Genomic DNA, 22,943 nt, shown 5'->3' with positions numbered 1-22,943 from the left:
GCTTTGACCCATCTCACTCATTTTTCATCATTGAAATTAATAGAAAGGCATTATATGGCAACGATAGCAATTGAATACCGCTCAGAAGTGTTAGAGATGGAACGACAAGTAAATGTCATTTATCCTGATCAATCCTCACTAGCTGTAGAGGAACAAGGAGATACTGATATTCCCGTCTTATACCTTCTTCATGGAATGGGTGGAAATGAAAATTCTTGGCAAAAAAGAACCAATATTGAACGTCTGCTCAGACATACTAATCTGATTGTGGTGATGCCCTCAACTGATTTGGGCTGGTATACAGATACAGCTTCTGGTCTCTCTTATTACCAAGCGATAGCCAGCGAATTACCAGAGGTTTTGCGCAGCTTTTTCCCAAATATGACCCAAAAACGTGAGAAAACCTTTATTGCAGGCCTTTCTATGGGAGGCTATGGGGCCTATAAAATCGCCTTAAAAACCAATCGTTTTTCTTACGCAGCTTCTTTTTCTGGAGCTTTAACAACACCTGAGGCTGTTTTTGATAAGTTGGATGATAGCACTATCAAGTACTGGCGTGGGATTTTTGGTGATTTGGAGGCTGCCCAGATTGAGCAACACCAATTAAGAGCTATGGTTCCTGAATCGGATTTACAAACGCATTTCTATGCTTGGTGTGGTTATGAAGATTTTCTCTTTGAGGCTAATGAAGGCGCCATAGCAGAATTGCAAGAACTTGGTCTTGATATTAGCTATAAAAAGGATCATGGAACCCATGATTGGTACTATTGGAACCAACAACTAGAAGTGCTTTTAGAATGGTTACCGATCCATTATGTTAAAGAAGAGAGACTCTCATGAGTTTTGGAGACCAGGCATGAAGAAATTTTTTAAAGTTTTATTCTGGTTGCCTTTGAAAATCCTACAAGTGATTTGGCGGATAATCTGGGGCTTTCTCCAAACGATTCTCATTCTGGCCATTCTTGTTTTTGGCCTCCTTTATTATGCTAATCACAGCGATTCAGCCCTTGCTAATCAGATTTCAGATATCAGCGACAAAGTTGTGCGACTATACAATGCTTGGAATGCTAGTGAGACAAAGGCTAAAAAGCAGGTTAAAGAAAGTTTAAATGCTGACCATCTTCATCACACGCATGGTCTTAAGTGGCCTGATAACCAGGCCAAGGTCTATATCAAAACCACTAATCCTATTTTTCATAATGCTTATCAGGCTGCCATAAATAACTGGAATAGTAGCGGAGCTTTCCGCTTTACAGTGGTTGATGATAGCCATAAAGCAGACATTATAGCTGATGAATCCAATGACAAATCAGCCAATGCAGCTGGTCTAGCTGATGTTGAGAGCCAGCCAGTGACACAAACCATAAAGAGTGTTAAAGTCTATTTAAATGCCTATTATTTATTAGATGAACGCTATGGTTATGGCAGTGATCGGATTGTCCATACTGCAGAGCATGAATTGGGACACGCTATCGGCTTAGAACATACTGATGATCAAGCATCTGTCATGCAGACAGCAGGTTCCTTTTATGGCATTCAAGCCGCAGATGTGGCGCGTGTTAGACGTCTTTATGCTAAAAATGATTAAAAGACCTAATCGGAGTTTTTAGAGCGAAATAATAACCGAAAATGTCCCCAAACGGGGCTTTTTTTGCTACAATGACAGTATGATTATTTTACAAGCAACTAAAATTGAACGTTCGTTTTCAGGAGATGTTTTATTTCAGAATGTCAGCCTTCAAATTGCTGAGCGGGATCGGATTGCCTTAGTTGGTCCAAATGGCGTTGGTAAGTCAACTTTACTAAAATTATTAGTGGGGGAAGAAAGTCCCACGAGTGGCGATATTAACAAGAAAAAAGACCTAAGCCTATCCTACTTAGCACAGGATAGCCGTTTTGAATCAGATCATACCATTTACCAGGAAATGGTAGCCGTTTTTGAGGAACTTCGTCAGGACGAAGCCCGGTTACGACAAATGGAAAAACAAATGGGACAGCTGAGTGGCCAAGCCTTGCAAAAGCTCATGCAGGACTATGACCACCTAACAGAGTCCTTTCGTCTTCGTAACGGCTTTAGTTATGAGTCGGACATCAAAGCCATTTTAAATGGTTTTAAATTTGACCAAAGTATGTGGGATATGCCTATTTCTGCTTTATCAGGTGGCCAAAATACCCGACTGGCCTTAGCTAAAATGCTCCTGGAAAAACCAGATTTATTAGTCTTAGATGAGCCAACAAACCATTTAGACATTGAGACCATCGCATGGCTAGAAAATTACCTATCCAATTATCAGGGAGCTCTTCTCATCGTTAGCCATGACCGTTACTTTTTAGACAAGGTGGCCACTGTCACATTTGATTTGCAGAAAAACGGTTTGGATACTTATGTTGGAAATTATTCACGCTTTGTTGACTTGAAGGCTGCAAAGCTGGCCAATCAAGAAAAAAACTATGACAAACAGCAAAAAGAAATTGCCAAGCTAGAAGAGTTTGTGCAAAAAAATATCGTTAGAGCCTCAACCACCAAGCGTGCCCAAGCACGGCGTAAACAGTTGGAGAAAATTGATCGTCTGGAAAAACCAAATGCCAGCAATAAAAGGGCTCAGATGACTTTTCACGCAGAAAAGCCCTCAGGTAACCAGGTGCTCAATGTTCAGCAAGCTGCCATTGGCTATCATCAACAAATCTTATCTGAACCCATTGATTTTGAAGTTCAAAAATGGGATGCCATTGCCATTGTCGGACCGAACGGTATCGGCAAGTCGACGCTGATCAAATCGATCGTCAAACAGATTCCCTTTATCAAAGGAGAGATTAAATATGGTGCTAACCTAGAGATGGGTTATTATGACCAGACTCAATCACGGCTCACCAAAACGAACAGCGTCCTTGATGAATTGTGGAATGCTTTTCCAACCACCCCAGAGCTAGACATTAGAAAGCGCCTAGGTGCTTTCCTCTTTTCAGGCGATGATGTCAAAAAATCAGTCAGCGTCTTGTCAGGAGGAGAACGGGCTCGCCTCTTACTGGCCAAGTTATCCATGGAAAATAACAATTTCCTTGTTCTAGATGAGCCGACCAACCACCTAGACATTGATAGTAAAGAAGTCTTGGAGAATGCCCTCATTGATTATGATGGTACCCTCTTATTTGTCAGCCATGACCGTTATTTTATTAATCGCGTTGCTAGCAAAGTCTTGGAGATTACAGAGACCGGATCTCATTTGTATTTGGGAGACTACGATTATTATATCGAGAAAAAGGCCGAGCTAGAAGAATTAGCACGACTGACCCAAACCACGACTGACCCTCTAGTCACTGACCCATCTCTTCCCAATACAGACTACCAAAAGCAAAAAGAAAACCAAAAAGAAGTGCGCAGATTAAGCAGACGCTTAGCCGAAATTGAAAACCGTTTGGAAGTCATTGACATCAACATGGCAGCAATCTCTGAGAAAATGGTCGCAACAAATGACCCAGGCCTCTTAATGGACTGTCAAAAAGAGCTGGATCAGTATGAACTAGAACAGCAGACCTTGATGGACCAGTGGGAGGAAATTGGTACACAACTGGATCTCTAAAGGTCACAAAAGTCAGACAAAAAGGGTTGCTAAAGCAATCCTTTTTTTAAACTGTTATATATTATAGATTAAAAAACGAAACAGATTTTGTTATCAATTTCACATTATTGGTTTTGGCGTGAAATGCGTCTATTGGTGCATAGGAAGCGGTTTAAAAACTTGCAACTTGTGAAAAAATAGGTTACTATTGAATGGTAAAATGAAAAAATGGAGGCCAAAATGGTAACAGTTTCTAGAGAACAACATTTGGATATGTTTTTAAAAATGGAACGTATCCGTGAATTCGATTCACGTATTAACAAACTTGTACGTCGGGGTTTTGTACAAGGGATGACTCACTTCTCAGTAGGTGAAGAAGCGGCCAATGTTGGTGCAGTCGCACATTTAACTTATGATGATATTATTTTCTCAAATCACCGTGGACATGGGCAATCAATTGCTAAAGACATGGATTTGAACAAAATGATGGCTGAGTTAGCTGGTAAAGCAACAGGTGTTTCTAAAGGACGCGGTGGCTCAATGCACTTAGCTGACTTTGAAAAAGGAAACTACGGAACTAACGGTATCGTTGGTGGTGGCTACGCCCTAGCAGTAGGTGCTGCCTTAACACAACAATATAAAGGGACAAATAACATTGTTGTTGCCTTCTCAGGTGACGGTGCAACAAACGAAGGGTCTTTCCACGAGTCTGTGAACATGGCAGCAACATGGAAACTACCAGTTATTTTCTTCATTATCAACAACCGTTACGGTATCTCAATGAACATTAACAATGCAACAAACACACCTCACCTATACACACGTGCGGAAGCTTATGGCATTCCTGGTTTTTATTGTGAAGACGGTAACGACTTAATGGCTGTTTATGAAACAATGGATCAAGCAGTTAAACATGTCCGTGGTGGCAATGGACCTGCAATCGTTGAAGTAGAATCTTACCGTTGGTTTGGACATTCAACTGCCGATGCAGGTAAGTACCGTACAAAAGAAGAAGTTGCTTCTTGGAAAGAAAAAGATCCAATGCTTAAATACAGAGCTTACCTCACAAAAGAAGGTATCGCCACTGATGAAGAATTGGATGCTATTCAAGCACAAGTAAAACAAGAAATTGACGATGCTTATGAATATGCTCAAAACAGTCCAGACCCAGAACTTTCAGTTGCCTACGAAGATATTTGGGTTGACTAAGTTCGGATTTAGCCGTTATTAGTTGCCAAAAACTAACAGAAATACGATTAAAACTAGGAGTAAATAATGAGTGAAACAAAATTAATGGCTTTGCGTGAAGCCGTAAATCTTGCCATGACAGAAGAAATGCGCAAAGATGAAAATATCTACCTTATGGGTGAAGATGTGGGTGTCTATGGTGGAGACTTCGGAACATCAGTCGGAATGATTGAAGAATTCGGAGCAAAACGTGTTAAAGATACCCCAATCTCAGAAGCAGCTATCTCAGGTGCAGCTATCGGTTCTGCCATTACTGGTCTTCGTCCAATCGTTGACGTAACCTTCATGGACTTCTTGACAATCATGATGGACGCTATCGTTAACAATGGTGCTAAAAATAACTACATGTTTGGTGGTGGTTTGAAAACACCGGTAACCTTCCGTGTCGCATCAGGGTCAGGTATCGGATCAGCAGCACAGCACTCACAATCCCTTGAAGCTTGGATGACACACATTCCAGGAATCAAAGTGGTGGCACCAGGTAATGCCAACGATGCAAAAGGTCTTCTAAAATCTGCTATCCAAGATAACAATATCGTTATCTTTATGGAACCAAAAGCCCTTTATGGTAAAAAAGAAGAAGTTAACCAAGATCCAGATTTCTATATTCCATTAGGTAAAGGGGAAATCAAACGTGAAGGAACAGACTTAACCATCATCTCATATGGCCGTATGTTAGAACGCGTCCTTCAAGCTGCTGAAGAAGTTGCTGAAGATGGTATCAATGTGGAAGTTCTTGACCCACGTACCCTAGTGCCACTTGATAAAGAATTAATCATTGAATCTGTTAAGAAAACAGGTAAAGTGATGTTAGTCAATGACGCCTACAAAACTGGTGGCTATACTGGTGAGATTGCAACCATGATTACAGAAAGTGAAGCATTTGATTATCTTGACCATCCAATTGTTCGTTTAGCAAGTGAAGATGTGCCAGTTCCTTACGCACGTGTATTAGAACAAGCTATCTTACCAGATGTTGAAAAAATTAAAGCAGCTATTCATAAAATGGCTAAAAACGGTAACGAATAGACAAAGGAAAGAAGTCTCAAATCTGAGGCTTCCTTCAGTCTGTTTCGTTGATAAAAATAGTAGCGGACGATCAAGGGTCACTGACTATTTTTAGAAAAGAGAAAACGAAAGGAAAATTATGGCTGTCGAAATCATTATGCCAAAACTCGGTGTTGATATGCAAGAAGGCGAAATCATCGAGTGGAAAAAACAAGAAGGTGATACCGTCAATGAAGGTGATATTCTTCTTGAAATTAATTCAGACAAAACCAATATGGAAATCGAAGCAGAAGATGCAGGTGTTCTCTTAAAAATCCTTCGTCACGAAGGTGATCTTGTCCCTGTTACAGAAGTTATCGGCTACATCGGAGCAGAAGGGGAAACGATTGCTTCAAGTGAAAAAGCAACCGAAATTCCTGCCCCACATTCAGCAGATGCTGCCCCAACAGTAGCTCCAAAAGAAGCTGTTGAACGTCCAGCAGTTGAAGTACCAGCAACAGCAGCACCACAAGGCGACGATGCTCATGTCCGTGCCACACCTGCCGCTCGTAAAGCTGCAAGAGAGATGGGCCTAAGCCTAGGTCAAGTTCCTGGTTCAGGACCAAAAGGCCGTGTGCACCTTGGCGACGTTGAAAACTTCAAAAATGCTCAACCTAAAGCGTCACCATTGGCCCGTAAAATGGCCGCCGACGCTGGTATTGATTTAGCAAGTGTTAAAGGCAGTGGCTTTAGAGGCAAAGTCATGAAAGAAGATATCCTTGCCCTCACAGAAGCTGCCAAACCTGCTCAGGCACCTGCTGCAAAATCAGCTGTGGCTGAAAAACCAAAAGCAGATCTCCCTGAAGGCGTTGAAATCATCAAGATGTCAGCAATGCGTAAAGCCATCTCTAAAGGTATGACAAATTCTTACCTGACAGCTCCGTCATTTACCCTCAACTATGATATTGACATGACAGAAATGATGGCGCTTCGTAAGAAACTGATTGATCCAATTATGGAAAAAACAGGTCTTAAAGTATCCTTCACCGACTTGATTGGTATGGCCGTTGTTAAAACCTTGATGAAACCTGAACACCGTTACATGAATGCTTCATTGATCAACGATGCCCAAGAGATTGAATTGCACAAATTTGTCAATATTGGTATCGCAGTGGGCTTAGACGATGGTCTCATTGTGCCAGTTGTTCATAACGCTGATAAAATGACACTAGCAGAATTTGTGGTAGCCTCTAAAGATGTCATCAAGAAAACGCAAGCTGGTAAGTTAAAAGCAGCTGAAATGTCAGGTTCTACCTTCTCAATTACCAACTTAGGAATGTTTGGAACCAAAACATTTAACCCAATTATCAACCAACCAAACTCAGCCATCTTAGGAGTGGGTGCAACTATTCCGACACCAACAGTTGTTGATGGTGAGATTGTGGCGCGTCCAATCATGGCTATGTGCTTAACAATTGACCACCGCATCGTTGATGGTATGAATGGTGCTAAATTCATGGTTGATCTTAAGAACTTGATGGAAAACCCATTTGGACTTTTGATCTAATGGTGACATGAGATAGTCAGTTTAGGCAATAAAGGTTATAATGATATAAGCATATAAAGGGACCAGTCCCTTTGTAGGAGTTAATAAAAGGAGAAAAGAATGGCTGTTGAAATTATTATGCCAAAACTCGGTGTAGACATGCAAGAAGGCGAAATCATCGAGTGGAAAAAACAAGAAGGTGACACTGTTAAAGAAGGTGACATTTTACTAGAAATCAACTCAGACAAAACCAATATGGAAATCGAAGCAGAAGATGCGGGTGTTCTCTTAAAAATTGTTCGTCAAGCTGGCGATGTTGTTCCTGTCACAGAAGTGATTGGTTACATCGGTGCAGAAGGCGAAGAAATCCAAGAAGGCTCATCAAGTGCTTCAGCTGAAAAAGCGACAGCTGACCTTGAAGCAGCTGGTCTTGAAGTACCAAAAGCACCTGCTCAATCAGACGCCCCTGCAGCTAAAGCAGATAAGGCACCACTTGCTGATAACGAATATGACATTGTGGTTATTGGTGGTGGACCTGCTGGCTACTATGCTGCTATCCGTGGTGCGCAACTAGGCGGAAAAGTCGCTATCGTTGAAAAAACTGAATTTGGTGGTACCTGCTTAAACGTTGGTTGTATCCCTACTAAAACCTACCTCAAAAATGCGGAAATCCTTGATGGCTTGAAAATTGCAGCTGGTCGCGGAATCAACCTGGCATCAACAAACTACACCATCGACATGGATAAAACAGTTGAGTTCAAAAACTCTGTTGTTAAAACCCTAACAGGTGGTGTCAAAGGTCTCCTTAAAGCTAACAAAGTAACCATCTTTAATGGCCTTGGTCAAGTTAACCCAGATAAAACGGTAAGCATCGGTTCTGAAACCATCAAAGGTCGCAACATTATCCTTGCGACAGGTTCTAAAGTGTCTCGCATCAACATTCCAGGGATTGATTCTAAGCTTGTTTTAACCTCAGATGATATCCTTGATCTACGTGAAATGCCAAAATCACTTGCTGTTATGGGTGGTGGTGTCGTAGGTATCGAACTTGGTCTTGTTTGGGCTTCATACGGCGTAGACGTTACCGTTATCGAAATGGCAGACCGCATTATCCCTGCTATGGATAAAGAAGTATCTACTGAATTGCAAAAAATCCTAACCAAAAAAGGCATGAAGATCAAAACATCAGTTGGAGTTTCTGAAATCGTCGAAGCAAACAACCAATTGACCTTGAAACTTAACAATGGTGAAGAAGTTGTTGCTGAAAAAGCCCTCCTTTCTATCGGACGTGTGCCACAAATGAACGGACTTGAAAACCTTAACCTTGAGATGGACCGTAACCGTATCAAAGTTAATGCTTATCAAGAAACATCTATCCCTGGTATCTATGCCCCAGGTGACGTTAACGGCACTAAGATGCTGGCACACGCTGCTTACCGTATGGGTGAAGTCGCAGCAGAAAACGCTATGCACGGTAATGTCCGTAAAGCTAACCTTGAGTTCACACCAGCGGCTGTCTACACACACCCAGAAGTGGCTATGGTTGGTATCACTGAAGAAGATGCCCGTGCTAAATATGGAGATATCCTAGTAGGACGTAACAGCTTCACAGGTAATGGACGTGCCATTGCTTCAAACGAAGCACATGGTTTCGTTAAAGTGATCGCTGATGCTAAATTCCATGAAATCCTAGGTGTTCATATCATTGGTCCTGCCGCAGCAGAGATGATCAACGAAGCAGCAACCATCATGGAAGCAGAATTAACCGTTGACGAGTTGTTATTGTCTATCCATGGTCACCCAACCTTCTCAGAAGTGATGTACGAAGCCTTTGCTGACGTTTTAGGTGAAGCTATCCATAACCCACCAAAAAGAAAATAAGCAGGCCATGTTAGCCTGCAAAGCGCTAACAAAGTAAGGGTTTTATGCCCTTACTTTTTCTTTAGCTGCTTAGGTGAGAAGAGGTGAACTGGTAAAAGGCCTTATCTTTGGCCCAATCACGGTTAGACCTCTTAGATCCTGATTCTCTTCTTTCTTTTGAAATAAGAGTGTCTTTGGCAGTGAATCCAAGTGATCTCTCACCTCAATGGCAGTTTTTGATCATTTCTTTAGAGTTGACAAAAAAAGTAAGACATGTGATAATGGTGATGAATGAATTGGATAATTAACCCCCTTTCGTTCGTTATATCTGACTATCTGTGGTGACACAGACGCACGACTGAAGCACATCGTGTGGCTTGGCAAAGCTTAATAATTGTTCCCTTGCGATTAGCCTAAGAAGCACAAGATAGGGAGTTAGAAGTTGTCATTCTAATCGTTAGCCTCGGCTGGAGGATATCCAGCCCGTGCTTTTTTATTTTTATGGAAAGTTATATTACTTGTGGACCTAAAAGAAATCATTCAGGATTATCATCTGAATTTCGATAGTAAAAAATGTAAGATTGAGACGGGATATAAACAAATGCCTTTTTTTCTCGTCTCTTTTACCTTAAATGATTTATTTCATCTTTTAGGGATACATAAATTAAAGACAGACTACCGAGCGTCCACTTGGATTGAAGCGGTCGCAAGTGATAAGTTTGTGTTAGAAAATTATAAAAAACATCAAAACTACTTTGATATCATACCTCGTATTCAAAATTATGAGTTTCTTTATGAAATATTCTATGCTGCTAAGCTTAAGGTTTGTATTTTAGAAAAGGATCTAAGTAGAAATACAATGAAATTGAGTGTGGTTTTTTATAAATATGATAAAAAGAAAACAGTGGTTATCGGTCTTAAAAAGGATAAAAAACGAGGATATTTTATTCCAGCTACGCTTCATGTCAATAGAAACAATCCTTATAAGAGGTACCGTCAGACTGTAGTGACAGCTATTTCATGGATATAAGTTTCTAGGACTAAGGGGCATTGATGCCCTAGAAAAAGTAAGGGTTTTATGCCCTTACTTTTTTCTTTAGCAGCTTAGGTGGGCTGGTAGGTTCCTAAACAAGCCAAAGGCTTGTTTTTTGGCCTACTTTGCCTTAAAATAGATAGAGTCATAAGATTATCATAGCAGGAGAAAAAAATGAAATACATTGTTAATAAAAGTAATAATCCCGCCTACAATATTGCTTTAGAAGCCTATGCTTTTAGAGAATTGCTTTCTGAAGATGAGATTTTTATCCTATGGATTAACGAACCAGCCATCATCATTGGTAAACACCAAAACACTATCCAGGAAATCAACAAAGAATACACTGATCAGCACGGTATTCATGTTGTTCGCCGTTTATCAGGGGGCGGTGCGGTCTACCATGATTTGAACAACCTCAACTATACCATTATTTCTAACAAATCGGCTGAGGGTGCCTTTGATTTCAAGACCTTCTCACAACCGGTTATTGAAACCTTGGCTGATCTTGGGGTAAAGGCTGAGTTTACTGGCCGTAATGACCTTGAAATCAATGGGAAAAAGTTCTGTGGTAATGCGCAAGCCTATTACAAAGGTCGTATGATGCACCATGGCTGTCTTCTCTTTGACGTTGATATGACAGTGCTTGGAGATGCCCTAAAAGTCAGCAAGGATAAAATTGCTTCTAAAGGGATTAAGTCTGTTCGGGCACGTGTCACTAACATTCTTGACGAGTTGCCAGAAAAAATCACGGTAACAGAGTTTTCCGATAAGATCCTCGAAAAAATGAAGGAAACCTATCCAGAAATGACTGAATATGTCCTATCAGAAGCTGAATTGGCCAAGATTCAGGCCTCTGCTGATGAGCAGTTTGGTAGTTGGGACTGGACCTATGGTAAGGCTCCAGAATACACCATTGAGCGCAATGTCCGCTATGCGGCTGGTAAGATTAATACCTTTGCCAATGTTGAAAATTCCATCGTTAAAAATATTAAAATTTATGGGGATTTCTTTGGGATTAAAGATGTTCAAGACATTGAGAAGCTCCTTATTGGTAGCAAGTACGACTATAAAGATATCCTTGAAAAACTCCAAACCATTGATACCAGACAGTATTTCTCTGGTATGACGGTTGAAGAAGTGGCTAAAGCCATCGTGGCTTAAGAAAAAAGCACCGAGCTAACTTTAGTAAGCTTGGTGCTTTTTTCTGTCTTTAAATAATGTCCCGGATAGGGGCCGTTTGGAATTGTTTGGGTGACATGCCGACCATCGCCTTAAAGCTTCGTGAGAAATGGGCAGCATCAGAATAACCCAGGCTATTGCTGATGTCAGTGACGCTGTTTTGCTGGCGCAGGAGAATCTTGGCCTCTTCGATCTTCTTGCGACTGATGTACTGTTGAATAGAGCAGGCCATTTCCTTGCGAAAGAGTTTACGAATGTTGGATTCACTGAAATTAAACTCCTTAGCAATGGTTTCGATCAGTAATTTTTTGGATAGATTTTGGTTAATGTAGTGGAGGATATTTGAGATCAGATAGGAATGGCTATTAAACTGGCCAATCTTTTGGGTAAAGAGGATAATGGCCGATTCTCTCAGCAGGAGCACCTCCGAGGTTTTTTGGCAGGCTTCACACTTGTCGATGTAATAGTCACGTGAATGATGGGCATAGTGGTAATCAACGCCGGTCGTGATAGCCAGTTGCGACAACTTTTCAAAGAGGATAATGGAATAGTTTTTCTCCGAGCGTAGATTCTTATGATAGGAGGAGGGGGTCAAATCTTGGCTCAGGAAGAGGCGAACCTTTTGCAGGTCGCCTTTTTTGATACTTTCCAAGAGTTCAAACTCAAAGTCAAAACCCTGGTCCTCTTCTTCTGACGGATAGTCTTGGAGGAGGTTCTCAGAGAGGCCTTTACGGATATCAAGCAGGATCTGGTTGGTTATCTGGGCCTGCTCAGTCTTAAGGGAATGGACCTCATCAGTAAAGAAATAGTGAATGAGATGGAGCAGGTGGCTAGTCTCTATGACCTGGTAAGTCTCAAGCTCTATCTTAAGGTCCAGACATTTCTGATTGATGGGATAGGTCTGGGCTAAGCTGGAGAGTTTTGTCAGGTTCTGAGCCAACTGAAAGGGACCAAATAAAAAGAAATAGTCTTGAAAGGGGTAAAGGGCTAAACTTAAACCAGAAGGGGCGGTTAATAAGGTAAAGGGCAATAAGCTCTTACGGTTGCGAAGCAAAGCCAGCTCGTCCAGCAAGTCAGTGGTCAGGCTAGGCTGGCAAGAAGCATGAAAAAAAGCCTTAAGCAGCTTTAAGTCATGATTCAAAATAATAATGGGTAATTTCAAACAGCTATGCAAGGCTTCTAAGAGTGGATGATCCTGCATCAATGGGTCACGTCCTTTAACTAAATGGGTATTTATCATCTTACTAGTCATATTAAATTTCAAATTCAAATCAAAGATTCACATCAAAAAATCAGAAAGCAACTGCCTATAAGTGAGGGATGGCGTTAAGCATTATGTGTGCTTGGGACCGGAAACCTTAGGGAGTAGGATATAAATGAAAAAGATAGGGTTTTAATCGTTGTGACAACCTGCTATCAGATAAAATATTGAGTATTCCGGCCTATAAAGGATAATAGGACTCACTCATAGACAACTGTCTTTCCTAAGACCAATTTAGCACAGAGAGCAGTAAAATTAAAATCACAAATTAATAAAATGAAATATAAATGAATAAAAGATAAGAATTCTTAGAAACGCTATCTTTTTACCGTTTTATACAAAAAAATAGCGAAAAAATCATGTCGCTAAGACCAAATCATGGCATCATAAGTAACGGTTATTAAAAGTTTTTAAGGCTAAAATGAGTTTTGTTTATAATAATATGGCAAAAAGGATTTTTGTCCTGAAAACTTATCATAACTAAGATTAAGATAAGCTCTTTCCCTGTTTACAGCAGTTCAAAAAGAAAGAGTAGATAAAGGAGAACACAATCATGACAGACATGAAGAAAAACGCTGCTGACAAGCAAGGTTTTGCTCAGCCTAAATACCGCTTGGGAGCAGCTTCAGTCCTCTTAGCAGCAGTATGTGCTATCGGATTACAAAGTAACACAGCACATGCTCTTGTTCCTGGTGCTCCGGGATTCGGCCCAGGAGTAAGTCCACATCCATATATTTACCCTGAGATAGAAGTAGGACCATTCAGTGGTTCATATCCAGACTACGGTAGTTATGGTTATGGTCCATATGGTGGTTCTGGGTATATTTTTGTTCCGGGCCCACAAGGACCTTCAGGACCTCCAGGAGTTCCTGGGCCACAGGGGAATCCAGGGCTTGCAGGAGCACGAGGTCCAATAGGTCCTAAAGGGGAACCTGGATTACCAGGCCAAACTGGACCTTCAGGGCCTCAAGGTCGAGATGGTGCAGCCGGTCAGCCAGGAAAAAATGGAGCTCCTGGTGTAGCAGGTCGTGATGGCGCTGATGGTAGACAAGGAGATCCAGGAAAACCAGGCAGACCAGGAAATAATGGAGCTCCAGGTGCTGATGGCCGCGATGGTGCTCCAGGAAAACCAGGGAAGCCAGGTAAACCGGGTCAGAAAGGAGCCGATGGTCAAGATGGTGTAGATGGTAAAGATGGTAAGAACGGTAGAAATGGCCAAAAAGGTCAGGACGGTAAAGACGGCGTAGATGGACGTCATGGTCGCGATGGTAAAAACGGTACTGACGGAGCTAAAGGCCGTGATGGTAAAAATGGAAAAAATGGTACGGCAGGCCGTAACGGTCGTGATGGAAAAGATGGCCAACACGGTACTGATGGTGCAGCAGGTCGTAACGGTCGTGACGGCGCTAAAGGCCGTGATGGAAAAGATGGACGTAAAGGTCAAGATGGCCAACATGGTACTGATGGTGCAGACGGCCGCGCAGGTTTAGACGGCCGTCATGGTCGTGATGGCCGCGATGGTCGTAATGGTTTAGATGGTGTCGATGGCCGTGATGGACAATCTCCACTTATTAAAACCAAAGATCATTCTGATGGTAGCCATTCTCTCTATATCTTAAATCCAGATGGTACTAAGTATGAAATTACTCTTCGTGATGGAAAAGATGGTGAGCCAGGTAAAGATGGTCGCGATGGAAAAGACGGTAAAGATGGTCAACCAGGTGCACCAGGCCGTGACGGTAAAGACGGTGCAGCCGGTCGCAACGGTCGTGACGGTAAAGATGGTGCAGCAGGTGCTCCAGGTCGCAACGGTCGCGATGGTCAAGATGGTCAACCAGGCCGTGATGGCATGAATGGTCAAAATGGTCACCATGCGCCAGCTAATAATGGTCAAGGCAATGGAGCTGGTATGCCAGTAGCCCTTAATGCGCCAGTAGCTGTGGCAGCAGCAAATGGTCAAGGCCAAATGGCTAGCCAAGAATTGCCTTCAACAGGCGATAACGTTAACCCATTCTTCACTGCGGCAGCTCTAGCTGTTATGGCAGGTGCAGGTGTGGTTGCTACAGGCTTCAAACGCAAAAAAGACTAAATCAGTCCTTTTCTGATTTATATAGGGTCAAAAAAACCTCTAAGGATAATGCCTTAGGGGTTTTTGTCTTTTACTGGTCAAAAGCGGCCTTGCTTTTGACATCAGCGTATTCTTCGGCTACTTCTTTGGCTAAGATGTCTTGGTAGGCAGCTAGGTCAATGTCTGGGCCGTACTTAGTCATTAAGGTCGTGCTTACCAAGCGATAGGCTAGATTGGCATTGCGTGACAAGATGGGGCCATGGAAGTAGGAGCCAAAGACATTTTTGTAGTGGACGCCTTCGGTCTTGTCTTCCTTGTTATTGCCATTGCCGTAGATCACCTGTCCTAGCGGTTTTTGGTCCTGGGCCAGGAAGGTCCGCCCCTGATGGTTTTCAAAGCCGTAATAGGTCTCCTTAAAGTCTTGGTTGTAGATTTTAATGTCGCCAATAAAGCGGTTGTTTTCTTGGTTGAGGGTGTAGTGACCCATGACGCCGATGCCGTCAATTCTGACACCGTTGGCTTGGACATAGTACTGGCCTAGCAATTGGAAGCCCCCGCAGATGGCTAAAATAACCTTATCTTGGTCGATAAACTGGGAGATGGCTGCTTTCTTAGCAGGTAAATCTTTAGCCACAATGCTTTGTTCGTAATCTTGGCCGCCACCAAAGAAGACCATGTCATAATAGCTGTGGTCAAAATGGTCACCGAGAGAGACGATGTCAACGGTTACTTTGGCGCCTAGTTTTTCGGCCACATACTTGAGCATGAGGACATTGCCGTTGTCGCCATAGGTGTTGAGTAAGTTTCCATAGAGATGGGCGATCTTAAGGTCATAGCGGTAGTCGCGGTTAGCCGGTGATTGGAGTGAGGTATAGGTCATTAGGCCAGCTCCTTTCTAACGAGGTCTTGTTTGGCTAAGAGCTCCCTGAAGGCCAGCATAGCGGTATAGGTGGCTAGGATATAGGCATGGTCTGCCTCTTGGTTTTTAATCTTGTCAAAGACCTCTTGGAGGCTTGCTGTTTCGGTGATTTTGTTTTCATCGTAGCCAGAGACCCGCAAACGCCGTGCAATTTCGGAGTGGCGGACGCCACCAGCAGTGATGTTAGTGATGTCCATGTCATTGATCAACTCAAAGTTGGCATCCCAAATCCAGGAAGTGTCGATGCCATCAGCGTAGTTGGCATTAAGGAGGACGGAGAGGCTAAAGGGATACTTGGCCAGTTTAATCATTTCTAAGGCCTGGCTGGCTCCGACAGGGTTTTTGATTAAAACGAGGGTGCAGGATTTATCCCCAATGGTAAAGGTCTCTTGCCGGCCAAAAACTGCTCGGCTCTTGTCAAAACCAGCTCTAATCTTTTCGGGTGAGACTCCAAAGTACTCTGCAACAGCGACGGCTGCTAAGGCATTGTAGATGTTATAAAGGCCGCCGACATTAATCTTATAGTCCTGACCATCAATGACGAAAGCTGAGCTCTGGTTGGTCAGTTCTGTTAGGGCGCTTAGTTGGTAGTCTAGTTGAGGGCGCTCAAAGTGACAATTGAGGCAGATGTAGTGGCCCAGGTTAGCATAGGTATTTTCCTTGTAGTGTAGGATATGTTCACACTTGGGACAAAGAACCCCCTCAGTGTTGTAGTGTGCCAACTGAGGTTGGTGAGACTGGGTCTTGAAGCCGTAGTATTGGACGGGGTTGACCACTTCTTTGGAAGCAAAGAGCGGGCTGTCGCCGTTGGCTAAGATGGTTGCTTGTGGGGCATTTTTAGCGCCGTCTAAGATCATCTGGTAGGTGGTGTAAATCTCACCGTAGCGGTCCATCTGGTCACGGAAGATATTGGTAAAGACAAAGAGGCTGGGCCTGATGTACTGGGTAACCTTTGGTAGGCTAGCTTCATCAATCTCTAAGACAGCTATTTTTTTGCCTGTCTTGGTCTTTTTTGCTGATAAGAAGGTGGAGACGATGCCAGTAATCATGTTGGCCCCACTAGGGTTGGTCACTACTTCGCCAAAGGCCTCTTTTAAAATGCCCACGGTCAAAGCAGTGGTTAAGGTTTTACCGTTAGTTCCTGTGACAACAACAATCTCGTAATCCTTAGCGAGGCTATCAAGGATATTAGGGTCACATGTTAAGGCTAGTTTTCCTGGGTAGGTCGACCCTCGACCCATACTTTTAAGAAGGGCCTGGGCCGTTTTTCCGGCAGCAATGCCCATTATAGTTTTCATTTTCATGTTTATATTTTAACATAGAATTCATAAATTTAGATACAGAAAAACTTAAGGAAACGTGATATAATGTATATGATATCTATTTCACATAGAAAGCGAGACCTATGAGTAACCTAAGCCATATCGATGCCAAGTTTATCTTAAGTTTGTTTGATGACCCCAAAATGCTGACGATTCATCTCCTGGATATTTTCATTGTTGCCTATGCCATTTACCGTTTTATTAAGGCTCTAGCAGGCACCAAAATCATGTCCTTGGTTCAGGGGGTACTCTTATTTATTATTGTGCGTTTTATCGCCGAGTGGATTGGTCTGACCACCATTACCTACTTGATGAACCAAGTCATTACCTACGGGGTTATTGCAGGGGTGGTTATCTTTGCGCCGGAGATACGGACAGGGCTTGAAAAATTTGGCCGTTCAACCCAGGTTTTTCGTCCAAAGGAACTGATGAGCGGTGAAGAGCGTCTGGTCGATGCCATTGTCAAGTCTGTTGCCTATATGAGTCCCCGTAAGATTGGGGCCCTGATTGCCATTGAGCAAACACAGACCTTGCAAGAGTATATCTCAACGGGGATTCCTTTGCATGCTGATGTTTCTAATCAGTTGCTGATTAACATTTTTATCCCTAATACTCCCTTGCATGACGGGGCGGTCATTATCTCTGGTGAAAAAGTCGTCTCTGCTTGTTCTTACCTACCACTGTCAGAATCCATGTCCATCTCAAAAGAGTTTGGAACGCGGCACCGGGCGGCTATTGGTCTGTCTGAAAACTCAGATGCTATCACCATTGTTGTTTCAGAAGAAACAGGGGGTATTTCTGTGACCCGTAAGGGAGAGTTTTTACATGATTTAAGCAAGTCCGATTTTGAAAAGGTTTTACGCTCATACCTAATCACAGAAGTAGGCTCGAGAAATGTCTGGTATAAAAAATGGTGGAGAGGTAAATAGAGATGAAGAAATTTTTAAACAGTCGTTTATGGCTTGGTTTAGTGTCAATCTTTTTTGCGGTTGCACTTTTTTTGACAGCAGCCTCTAGTAATGTGCGAAACACCAACAGTCAAATTTATAGCCCGATTGAAACCTATACTCACAGCCTGACAGATGTCCCGATTGACCTTAAATATGACAGTGATAAATACTTCATTAGTGAGTATTCTTATGCGGCTCAAGTCTATCTGACCTCAACGAACCGGATCAAGCTCGATTCCGAAGTCAACAGTGACACCCGTAATTTTAAAATCGTGGCTGACCTTAGTGATAGTAGTCCAGGTAAGGTAACGGTCCCCTTAAAGGTGACTAACCTCCCTTCAGGGGTAGCGGCTAAAGTGACCCCTGATAAGATTTCCGTGACCATCGGCAAAAAGAAAACCAAAACATTCTCCGTTAGTGGCAGCGCCGATCCTAAGCAAATCACCCCAGGCTATGAGATTGCTGAAATCTCAACGAGTCTTCGTAAGGTGGAAGTAACTAGTGATGAGTCTAAGATTGATATGATTGATCACGTTGTGGCCAAGCTACCTGATGATGTTAGACTATCGGCTGACTATAGTGGTGAGGTTACTCTGCAGGCCGTTTCTGCTGATGGCACTGTTTTAGCAAGCTCCATTAGCCCAGCTAAAACCAACCTCAAGGTGGCTATTAAAAAGATAACAAAAGAAGTTCCTATTAGACTATCTATGGTCGGTCATCTAGACAGTAATCTCAGTGCCATTACACCGAAATTATCAAAACAAACAGCCATTATCTCTGGACCAAGAGAAGTCTTGGATAACATTTATGAGATCCTAGCTGAAGTCGATATTTCAGACGTCACTAAAGATGGCAATAAAACAGTTGTCTTAAAGGCTGATGACGTTTCGATAGAACCGACCTCGGTGACTGTTCAGTTGACAACCAAAAAGAAATAATAGATAATATCAAAGGAAAATTGAAACGGAGGAAGCGTTTAACGCTTAAGGATAAATTATGGGTAAATATTTTGGAACAGATGGTGTCCGCGGAGAAGCTAACGTTGAGTTAACACCCGAGTTAGCCTTCAAACTAGGCCGTTTTGGTGGCTACGTGCTCAGCCAACATGAAACAGAGCGCCCTAGAGTATTTGTCGCTAGAGACACACGGATTTCTGGTGAAATGCTTGAATCTGCCCTAATTGCTGGCCTCTTGTCAGTAGGGATTGAAGTCTACAAGTTAGGCGTTTTAGCGACTCCCGGTGTTTCTTACTTAGTGAGAACTGAAAATGCTAGCGCAGGCGTTATGATTTCAGCTAGTCACAACCCAGCGCTTGATAATGGCATTAAGTTTTTTGGTAGTGACGGCTTTAAATTAGCTGATGACCAAGAACTAGAAATTGAAGCCTTACTTGATGCTCAAGAAGATAATCTTCCTCGCCCAAGTGCTCAAGGATTGGGAAGTCTGGTTGACTATCCAGAAGGCTTACGCAAATATGAAAAATTCCTAGTGTCAACAGGGCTTGACCTAGAAGGCATGAAAGTGGCCTTAGACACAGCTAATGGAGCAGCATCAGCCACAGCTCGTGATATCTTCCTTGATTTGCAGGCTGATATCACGGTGATTGGCGAAAGTCCAGACGGTTTAAACATCAATGATGGCATCGGCTCAACACACCCCGAACAATTACAAGCCTTGGTCCTTGAAAATGGGTCGGACATTGGTTTGGCTTTTGATGGGGATAGTGACCGCTTAATAGCTGTTGACGAAAAAGGGGAGATTGTTGACGGTGATAAAGTCATGTTTATCATTGGGAAGTATCTATCAGAAAAAGGTCTCCTTGCGCAAAACACCATTGTCACAACAGTCATGTCAAACCTCGGTTTCCATAAAGCCTTGGATCAGCATGGTATTAAGAAAGCTGTCACCGCAGTTGGTGATCGTTACGTGGTTGAAGAGATGCGTCGCTCACACTATAATCTTGGTGGCGAGCAATCTGGTCACGTCATCATCATGGACTACAACACAACTGGTGACGGGCAGCTGACAGCTATTCAATTGACCAAGGTCATGAAAGAAACAGGTAAAAGTCTGTCAGAATTAGCCGCAGAAGTGACCATTTATCCCCAAAAATTAGTCAATATCCGTGTTGAAAACAGCATGAAAGATAAGGCCATGGAAGTTCCAGCCATTGCAGCCATCATTGAAAAAATGGAGACTGAGATGGAGGGCAACGGCCGTATCTTGGTAAGACCAAGTGGTACAGAGCCATTGCTTCGGGTGATGGCTGAAGCCCCAACTGATGAAGCTGTTGATTATTATGTTGACACCATTGCTGACGTTGTTCGTCGTGAAATTGGCATTGCTTAATCTCTAAGTGTCGTCTTTACGGCACTTTTTTCATAAGGACATGACAAGAGAAAGGAGAAGACAAGTTTGCATAGTAAAAGAGAAGACATTCTTAGGCGCTTAGATCCCAAAGCCTCTGCCTATTTTAGGGCCATTATCCCTGAATATCAAAAAGGTTACATAGACTACATCTATCAGACAGAGGATTATGCTATCCAGGGCAGGCGACTTAAGTATATTAGTAAACTTTTTCAGGTTTGGCAGGATAAACCTTGGTATTATCTGATGCCCCTTAGTCAAGAGGCTATTGAAAGGATTGCTCATGATTGGCAGTACCCAAGTCCCTATGATTTTTATAATCTGACTGCTGCTTTAGATGAGTATGAGAAAATGCTCAGGCCAGATCTTGGTCAAGAGGCTTATGTACAGGTGATTCGAAATGGGATTCTCTTTGGCTTTGCCTCCTTTGAAAAACAGGGTGAGGACTTGGAGATAGGTTTAGGTATGGCACCAGAGTGGACTGGGCAATCCTATGGTCCAGACTTCCTAAAAGCTATTGAAGACTATGTGATAGCGACCTATCAGGTTGAGAAGCTGGTTGTAAATGTGGCTGCTTTTAATCAAAGGGGGCGGAGGCTCTCCCTTAAGTGTGGCTATGAGGAGGAGGGGCATTTTGATCAGGTGACTAATGGTGCTGTCTATGATTTTGTGAGAATGACTAAGCTTGTGAGTGCTCCCTCCCTTTCTAAGAAGTGATCTTAGTCCTGTGACCTATCCCGTAAAAATGGTATAATAAGACTATGATTAAAAAACCAAGTTCGGCTTATGTACATATTCCTTTTTGCACCCAAATCTGTTATTATTGTGACTTTTCTAAAGTCTTTATCAAAAACCAGCCTGTGGATGCTTATCTTCAGGCTCTTATTGCTGAGTTTCGTTCTTACCAGATTAAGCACTTAAAAACTCTTTACATCGGCGGGGGGACACCGACAGCTATTAGTGCTCAACAATTGGACTATCTCTTGACAGAATTGACCCGTGACCTTGATCTAGCCAATTTGGAAGAATTCACCATTGAGGCCAATCCGGGCGACCTTGATGCTGAAAAGATTGCTGTCTTACAAAAATCGGCTGTCAACCGTGTGTCGCTTGGTGTTCAAACCTTCAATGATAAGCATCTTAAACAAATTGGTCGGAGCCACAATGAAGCTCAGATTTATGAGACTATTGACAGTCTAAAGGCCGCTGGTTTCCACAATATTTCCATTGACCTGATTTATGCCTTGCCGGGCCAAACCCTTGAGCAAGTCAAAGAAAATGTAGCCAAGGCCGTTGCTTTAGATATCCCCCATCTCAGTCTTTATAGCCTGATTTTAGAACACCACACTGTTTTTATGAACAAGATGCGACGTGGTAAACTAAACCTGCCAACTGAGGACTTAGAAGCTGAAATGTTTGACTACATTATCCAAGAGATGGAAGCTCATGGTTTTGAACACTACGAAATTTCTAACTTTGGCAAACCTGGTTACTACAGCCAGCACAATCTCATGTACTGGAACAATGATGAGTATTATGGCTGTGGCGCAGGTGCCTCAGGCTATCTAGACGGGATGAGGTATCGTAATCGTGTGCCTATCCAACACTACCTCAAGGCCGTTCAAGCAGGCAATGCCCGTCTGACAGAGGAAGTTTTGACCCTAGAGGAGATGATGGAAGAAGAACTCTTTTTAGGCTTGCGAAAAAAAACAGGTGTTTCCATTGCTCAATTTGAAGCGAAATTTCCTTTTACTTTTAAAGAAAGGTATGGTCGGATAGTTGAGGAACTGGTAGCTCAAGGCCTTTTGGTTGATGACCCGCAAAGAGTGCGTATGACCAGACGAGGCCTCTTCTTAGGAGACTCGGTTGCTGAAAAATTTATCTTGAAATAGGAGAATAAAGATGGGATTACCCTACAAAGAAAGCTTTACCATGCCTTTTGATTTATGTGATGTTAAGCACGATGCTAAGTTGCCTTTATTATTAGCCTACTGTTTGACGGTTTCAGGCCGCCAATCACAGCTCTTAGGCCGTAGCGACGCTTATCTTTTAGAACAGTTTCAATTGGTCTGGATTATCACTGATTATGAAGTTAAGATTAAGCGTTTACCCCTTTTTAATGAAACCATCACCATTCAAACAGAAGCCCTTTCCTACAACAAATTATTCTGTTACCGTCAGTTTGATATCTATGACCAAGAGGGCAATCAGTTGGCTGATATTTTAACCTACTTTGCCCTGATGAATCCTGAGACTCGTAAGGTAGCCCCCATTCCTGAAGAAGTGGTGGCGCCTTACCAAACCGAGTTTGTTAAGAAGATAAGGCGTGCTTTTAAAGCAGCACCCTTAGAAAACCCTAAGTCAAAAGACTACCATGTCCGTTATTTTGATATTGATATGAATGGACATGTTAACAATAGCAAATACCTAGATTGGATTTATGATAGTCTGGGCTATGATTTCCTTAGACACCATAATCCTGTCAGTTTACGTCTTAAGTATGTTAAAGAAGTAGCACCAGGTGGCCAGATCAGGTCACTTTATGTGCAAGAGGATTTAACCACACGACATGAAATCGTCTCAGATGGTCAGGTCAATGCGCAAGCCATTATTCAATGGCAAAAGATTGAAAAATAAGGA

Annotated in this window: 19 protein-coding genes; 16 read left to right on the top strand and 3 right to left on the bottom strand. The window is 42.6% G+C overall.

The features are described 5' to 3' along the window. Positions 1-54 precede the first annotated feature (54 nt). The 9 genes from STRPS_RS09750 to STRPS_RS09710 all read left to right on the top strand — a co-directional run bounded on the left by STRPS_RS09750 (position 55) and on the right by STRPS_RS09710 (position 11,398). The gene (locus tag STRPS_RS09750) at positions 55-840 is read left to right on the top strand and encodes an alpha/beta hydrolase (protein WP_007893064.1); all 786 of its coding nucleotides are present in this window, start codon (positions 55-57) and stop codon (positions 838-840) included. Between the two features lie 16 nt (positions 841-856). Next, the gene (locus STRPS_RS09745; protein ID WP_007893049.1) at positions 857-1,588 is read left to right on the top strand and encodes a matrixin family metalloprotease; all 732 of its coding nucleotides are present in this window, start codon (positions 857-859) and stop codon (positions 1,586-1,588) included. Between the two features lie 79 nt (positions 1,589-1,667). Further along, positions 1,668-3,581, top strand: coding sequence for an ABC-F family ATP-binding cassette domain-containing protein (locus tag STRPS_RS09740; protein WP_007893074.1), 1,914 nt, complete (start codon positions 1,668-1,670; stop codon positions 3,579-3,581). Positions 3,582-3,800: 219 nt separating this feature from the next. Then, positions 3,801-4,769, top strand: a complete 969-nt coding sequence (locus STRPS_RS09735) for a thiamine pyrophosphate-dependent dehydrogenase E1 component subunit alpha (protein WP_007893035.1) — start codon at positions 3,801-3,803, stop codon at positions 4,767-4,769. A gap of 66 nt (positions 4,770-4,835) precedes the next feature. Further along, on the top strand, positions 4,836-5,837 hold the full coding sequence (locus tag STRPS_RS09730) for an alpha-ketoacid dehydrogenase subunit beta (protein ID WP_007893174.1): 1,002 nt from the start codon (positions 4,836-4,838) through the stop codon (positions 5,835-5,837). Positions 5,838-5,955: 118 nt separating this feature from the next. After that, entirely contained in the window at positions 5,956-7,362 is a 1,407-nt protein-coding gene (locus STRPS_RS09725) for a dihydrolipoamide acetyltransferase (protein ID WP_007893030.1), read from the top strand. A 99-nt stretch (positions 7,363-7,461) separates the two neighbouring features. Then, on the top strand, positions 7,462-9,222 hold the full coding sequence (gene lpdA / locus STRPS_RS09720) for a dihydrolipoyl dehydrogenase (RefSeq protein WP_007893259.1): 1,761 nt from the start codon (positions 7,462-7,464) through the stop codon (positions 9,220-9,222). Between the two features lie 499 nt (positions 9,223-9,721). Next, a complete protein-coding gene (locus tag STRPS_RS09715; protein ID WP_007893015.1) occupies positions 9,722-10,231 on the top strand; it encodes a PBECR4 domain-containing protein in 510 nt (169 codons plus the stop codon). A gap of 177 nt (positions 10,232-10,408) precedes the next feature. Further along, entirely contained in the window at positions 10,409-11,398 is a 990-nt protein-coding gene (locus STRPS_RS09710) for a lipoate--protein ligase (RefSeq protein ID WP_007893175.1), read from the top strand. Positions 11,399-11,447: 49 nt separating this feature from the next. On the opposite strand, the gene STRPS_RS09705 is transcribed toward STRPS_RS09710, so the two are convergent. Further along, on the bottom strand, positions 11,448-12,668 hold the full coding sequence (locus STRPS_RS09705; RefSeq protein ID WP_232011000.1) for a YSIRK-targeted surface antigen transcriptional regulator: 1,221 nt from the start codon (positions 12,666-12,668) through the stop codon (positions 11,448-11,450). A gap of 562 nt (positions 12,669-13,230) precedes the next feature. Here STRPS_RS09705 and STRPS_RS09700 point away from each other — a divergent pair. Beyond that, on the top strand, positions 13,231-14,766 hold the full coding sequence (locus tag STRPS_RS09700) for a collagen-flanked surface repeat-containing protein (protein ID WP_007893097.1): 1,536 nt from the start codon (positions 13,231-13,233) through the stop codon (positions 14,764-14,766). Between the two features lie 70 nt (positions 14,767-14,836). Here STRPS_RS09700 and gatD read toward each other — a convergent pair whose 3' ends face one another. Together gatD and murT are read right to left on the bottom strand one after the other, a co-directional pair. Beyond that, positions 14,837-15,625: a lipid II isoglutaminyl synthase subunit GatD gene (gene gatD / locus STRPS_RS09695; protein WP_007893254.1), complete on the bottom strand. Its 789-nt coding sequence runs from the start codon at positions 15,623-15,625 to the stop codon at positions 14,837-14,839. Next, positions 15,625-16,968 (bottom strand): lipid II isoglutaminyl synthase subunit MurT, encoded by a 1,344-nt coding sequence (murT, locus tag STRPS_RS09690; RefSeq protein WP_007893383.1) that lies wholly within the window; start codon positions 16,966-16,968, stop codon positions 15,625-15,627. Before murT ends, gatD begins: the two co-directional genes overlap by 1 nt. A 101-nt stretch (positions 16,969-17,069) precedes the next feature. Between murT and cdaA the strand changes: the two genes are divergently transcribed. The 6 genes from cdaA (at position 17,070) to STRPS_RS09660 (ending at position 22,940) form a co-directional block, all read left to right on the top strand. Beyond that, positions 17,070-17,915, top strand: coding sequence for a diadenylate cyclase CdaA (gene cdaA, locus STRPS_RS09685; protein WP_007896305.1), 846 nt, complete (start codon positions 17,070-17,072; stop codon positions 17,913-17,915). Positions 17,916-17,917: 2 nt separating this feature from the next. Then, positions 17,918-18,874: a CdaR family protein gene (locus STRPS_RS09680; protein ID WP_007893270.1), complete on the top strand. Its 957-nt coding sequence runs from the start codon at positions 17,918-17,920 to the stop codon at positions 18,872-18,874. Positions 18,875-18,932: 58 nt separating this feature from the next. Then, positions 18,933-20,285, top strand: coding sequence for a phosphoglucosamine mutase (gene glmM, locus STRPS_RS09675; protein ID WP_007893065.1), 1,353 nt, complete (start codon positions 18,933-18,935; stop codon positions 20,283-20,285). A gap of 66 nt (positions 20,286-20,351) precedes the next feature. Beyond that, positions 20,352-21,020: a GNAT family N-acetyltransferase gene (locus STRPS_RS09670; RefSeq protein WP_007893430.1), complete on the top strand. Its 669-nt coding sequence runs from the start codon at positions 20,352-20,354 to the stop codon at positions 21,018-21,020. Between the two features lie 44 nt (positions 21,021-21,064). Continuing rightward, the gene (gene hemW / locus STRPS_RS09665) at positions 21,065-22,195 is read left to right on the top strand and encodes a radical SAM family heme chaperone HemW (protein ID WP_007893043.1); all 1,131 of its coding nucleotides are present in this window, start codon (positions 21,065-21,067) and stop codon (positions 22,193-22,195) included. Between the two features lie 10 nt (positions 22,196-22,205). Next, the gene (locus STRPS_RS09660; protein WP_007893378.1) at positions 22,206-22,940 is read left to right on the top strand and encodes an acyl-ACP thioesterase domain-containing protein; all 735 of its coding nucleotides are present in this window, start codon (positions 22,206-22,208) and stop codon (positions 22,938-22,940) included. Positions 22,941-22,943 lie beyond the last annotated feature (3 nt).

The organism is Streptococcus pseudoporcinus LQ 940-04, from assembly GCF_000188035.1.
GTDB lineage: Bacteria > Bacillota > Bacilli > Lactobacillales > Streptococcaceae > Streptococcus > Streptococcus pseudoporcinus.
The sequence above is the reverse complement of the archived record's forward strand: the minus strand, read 5'-3'. Positions and strand labels throughout refer to the sequence as shown.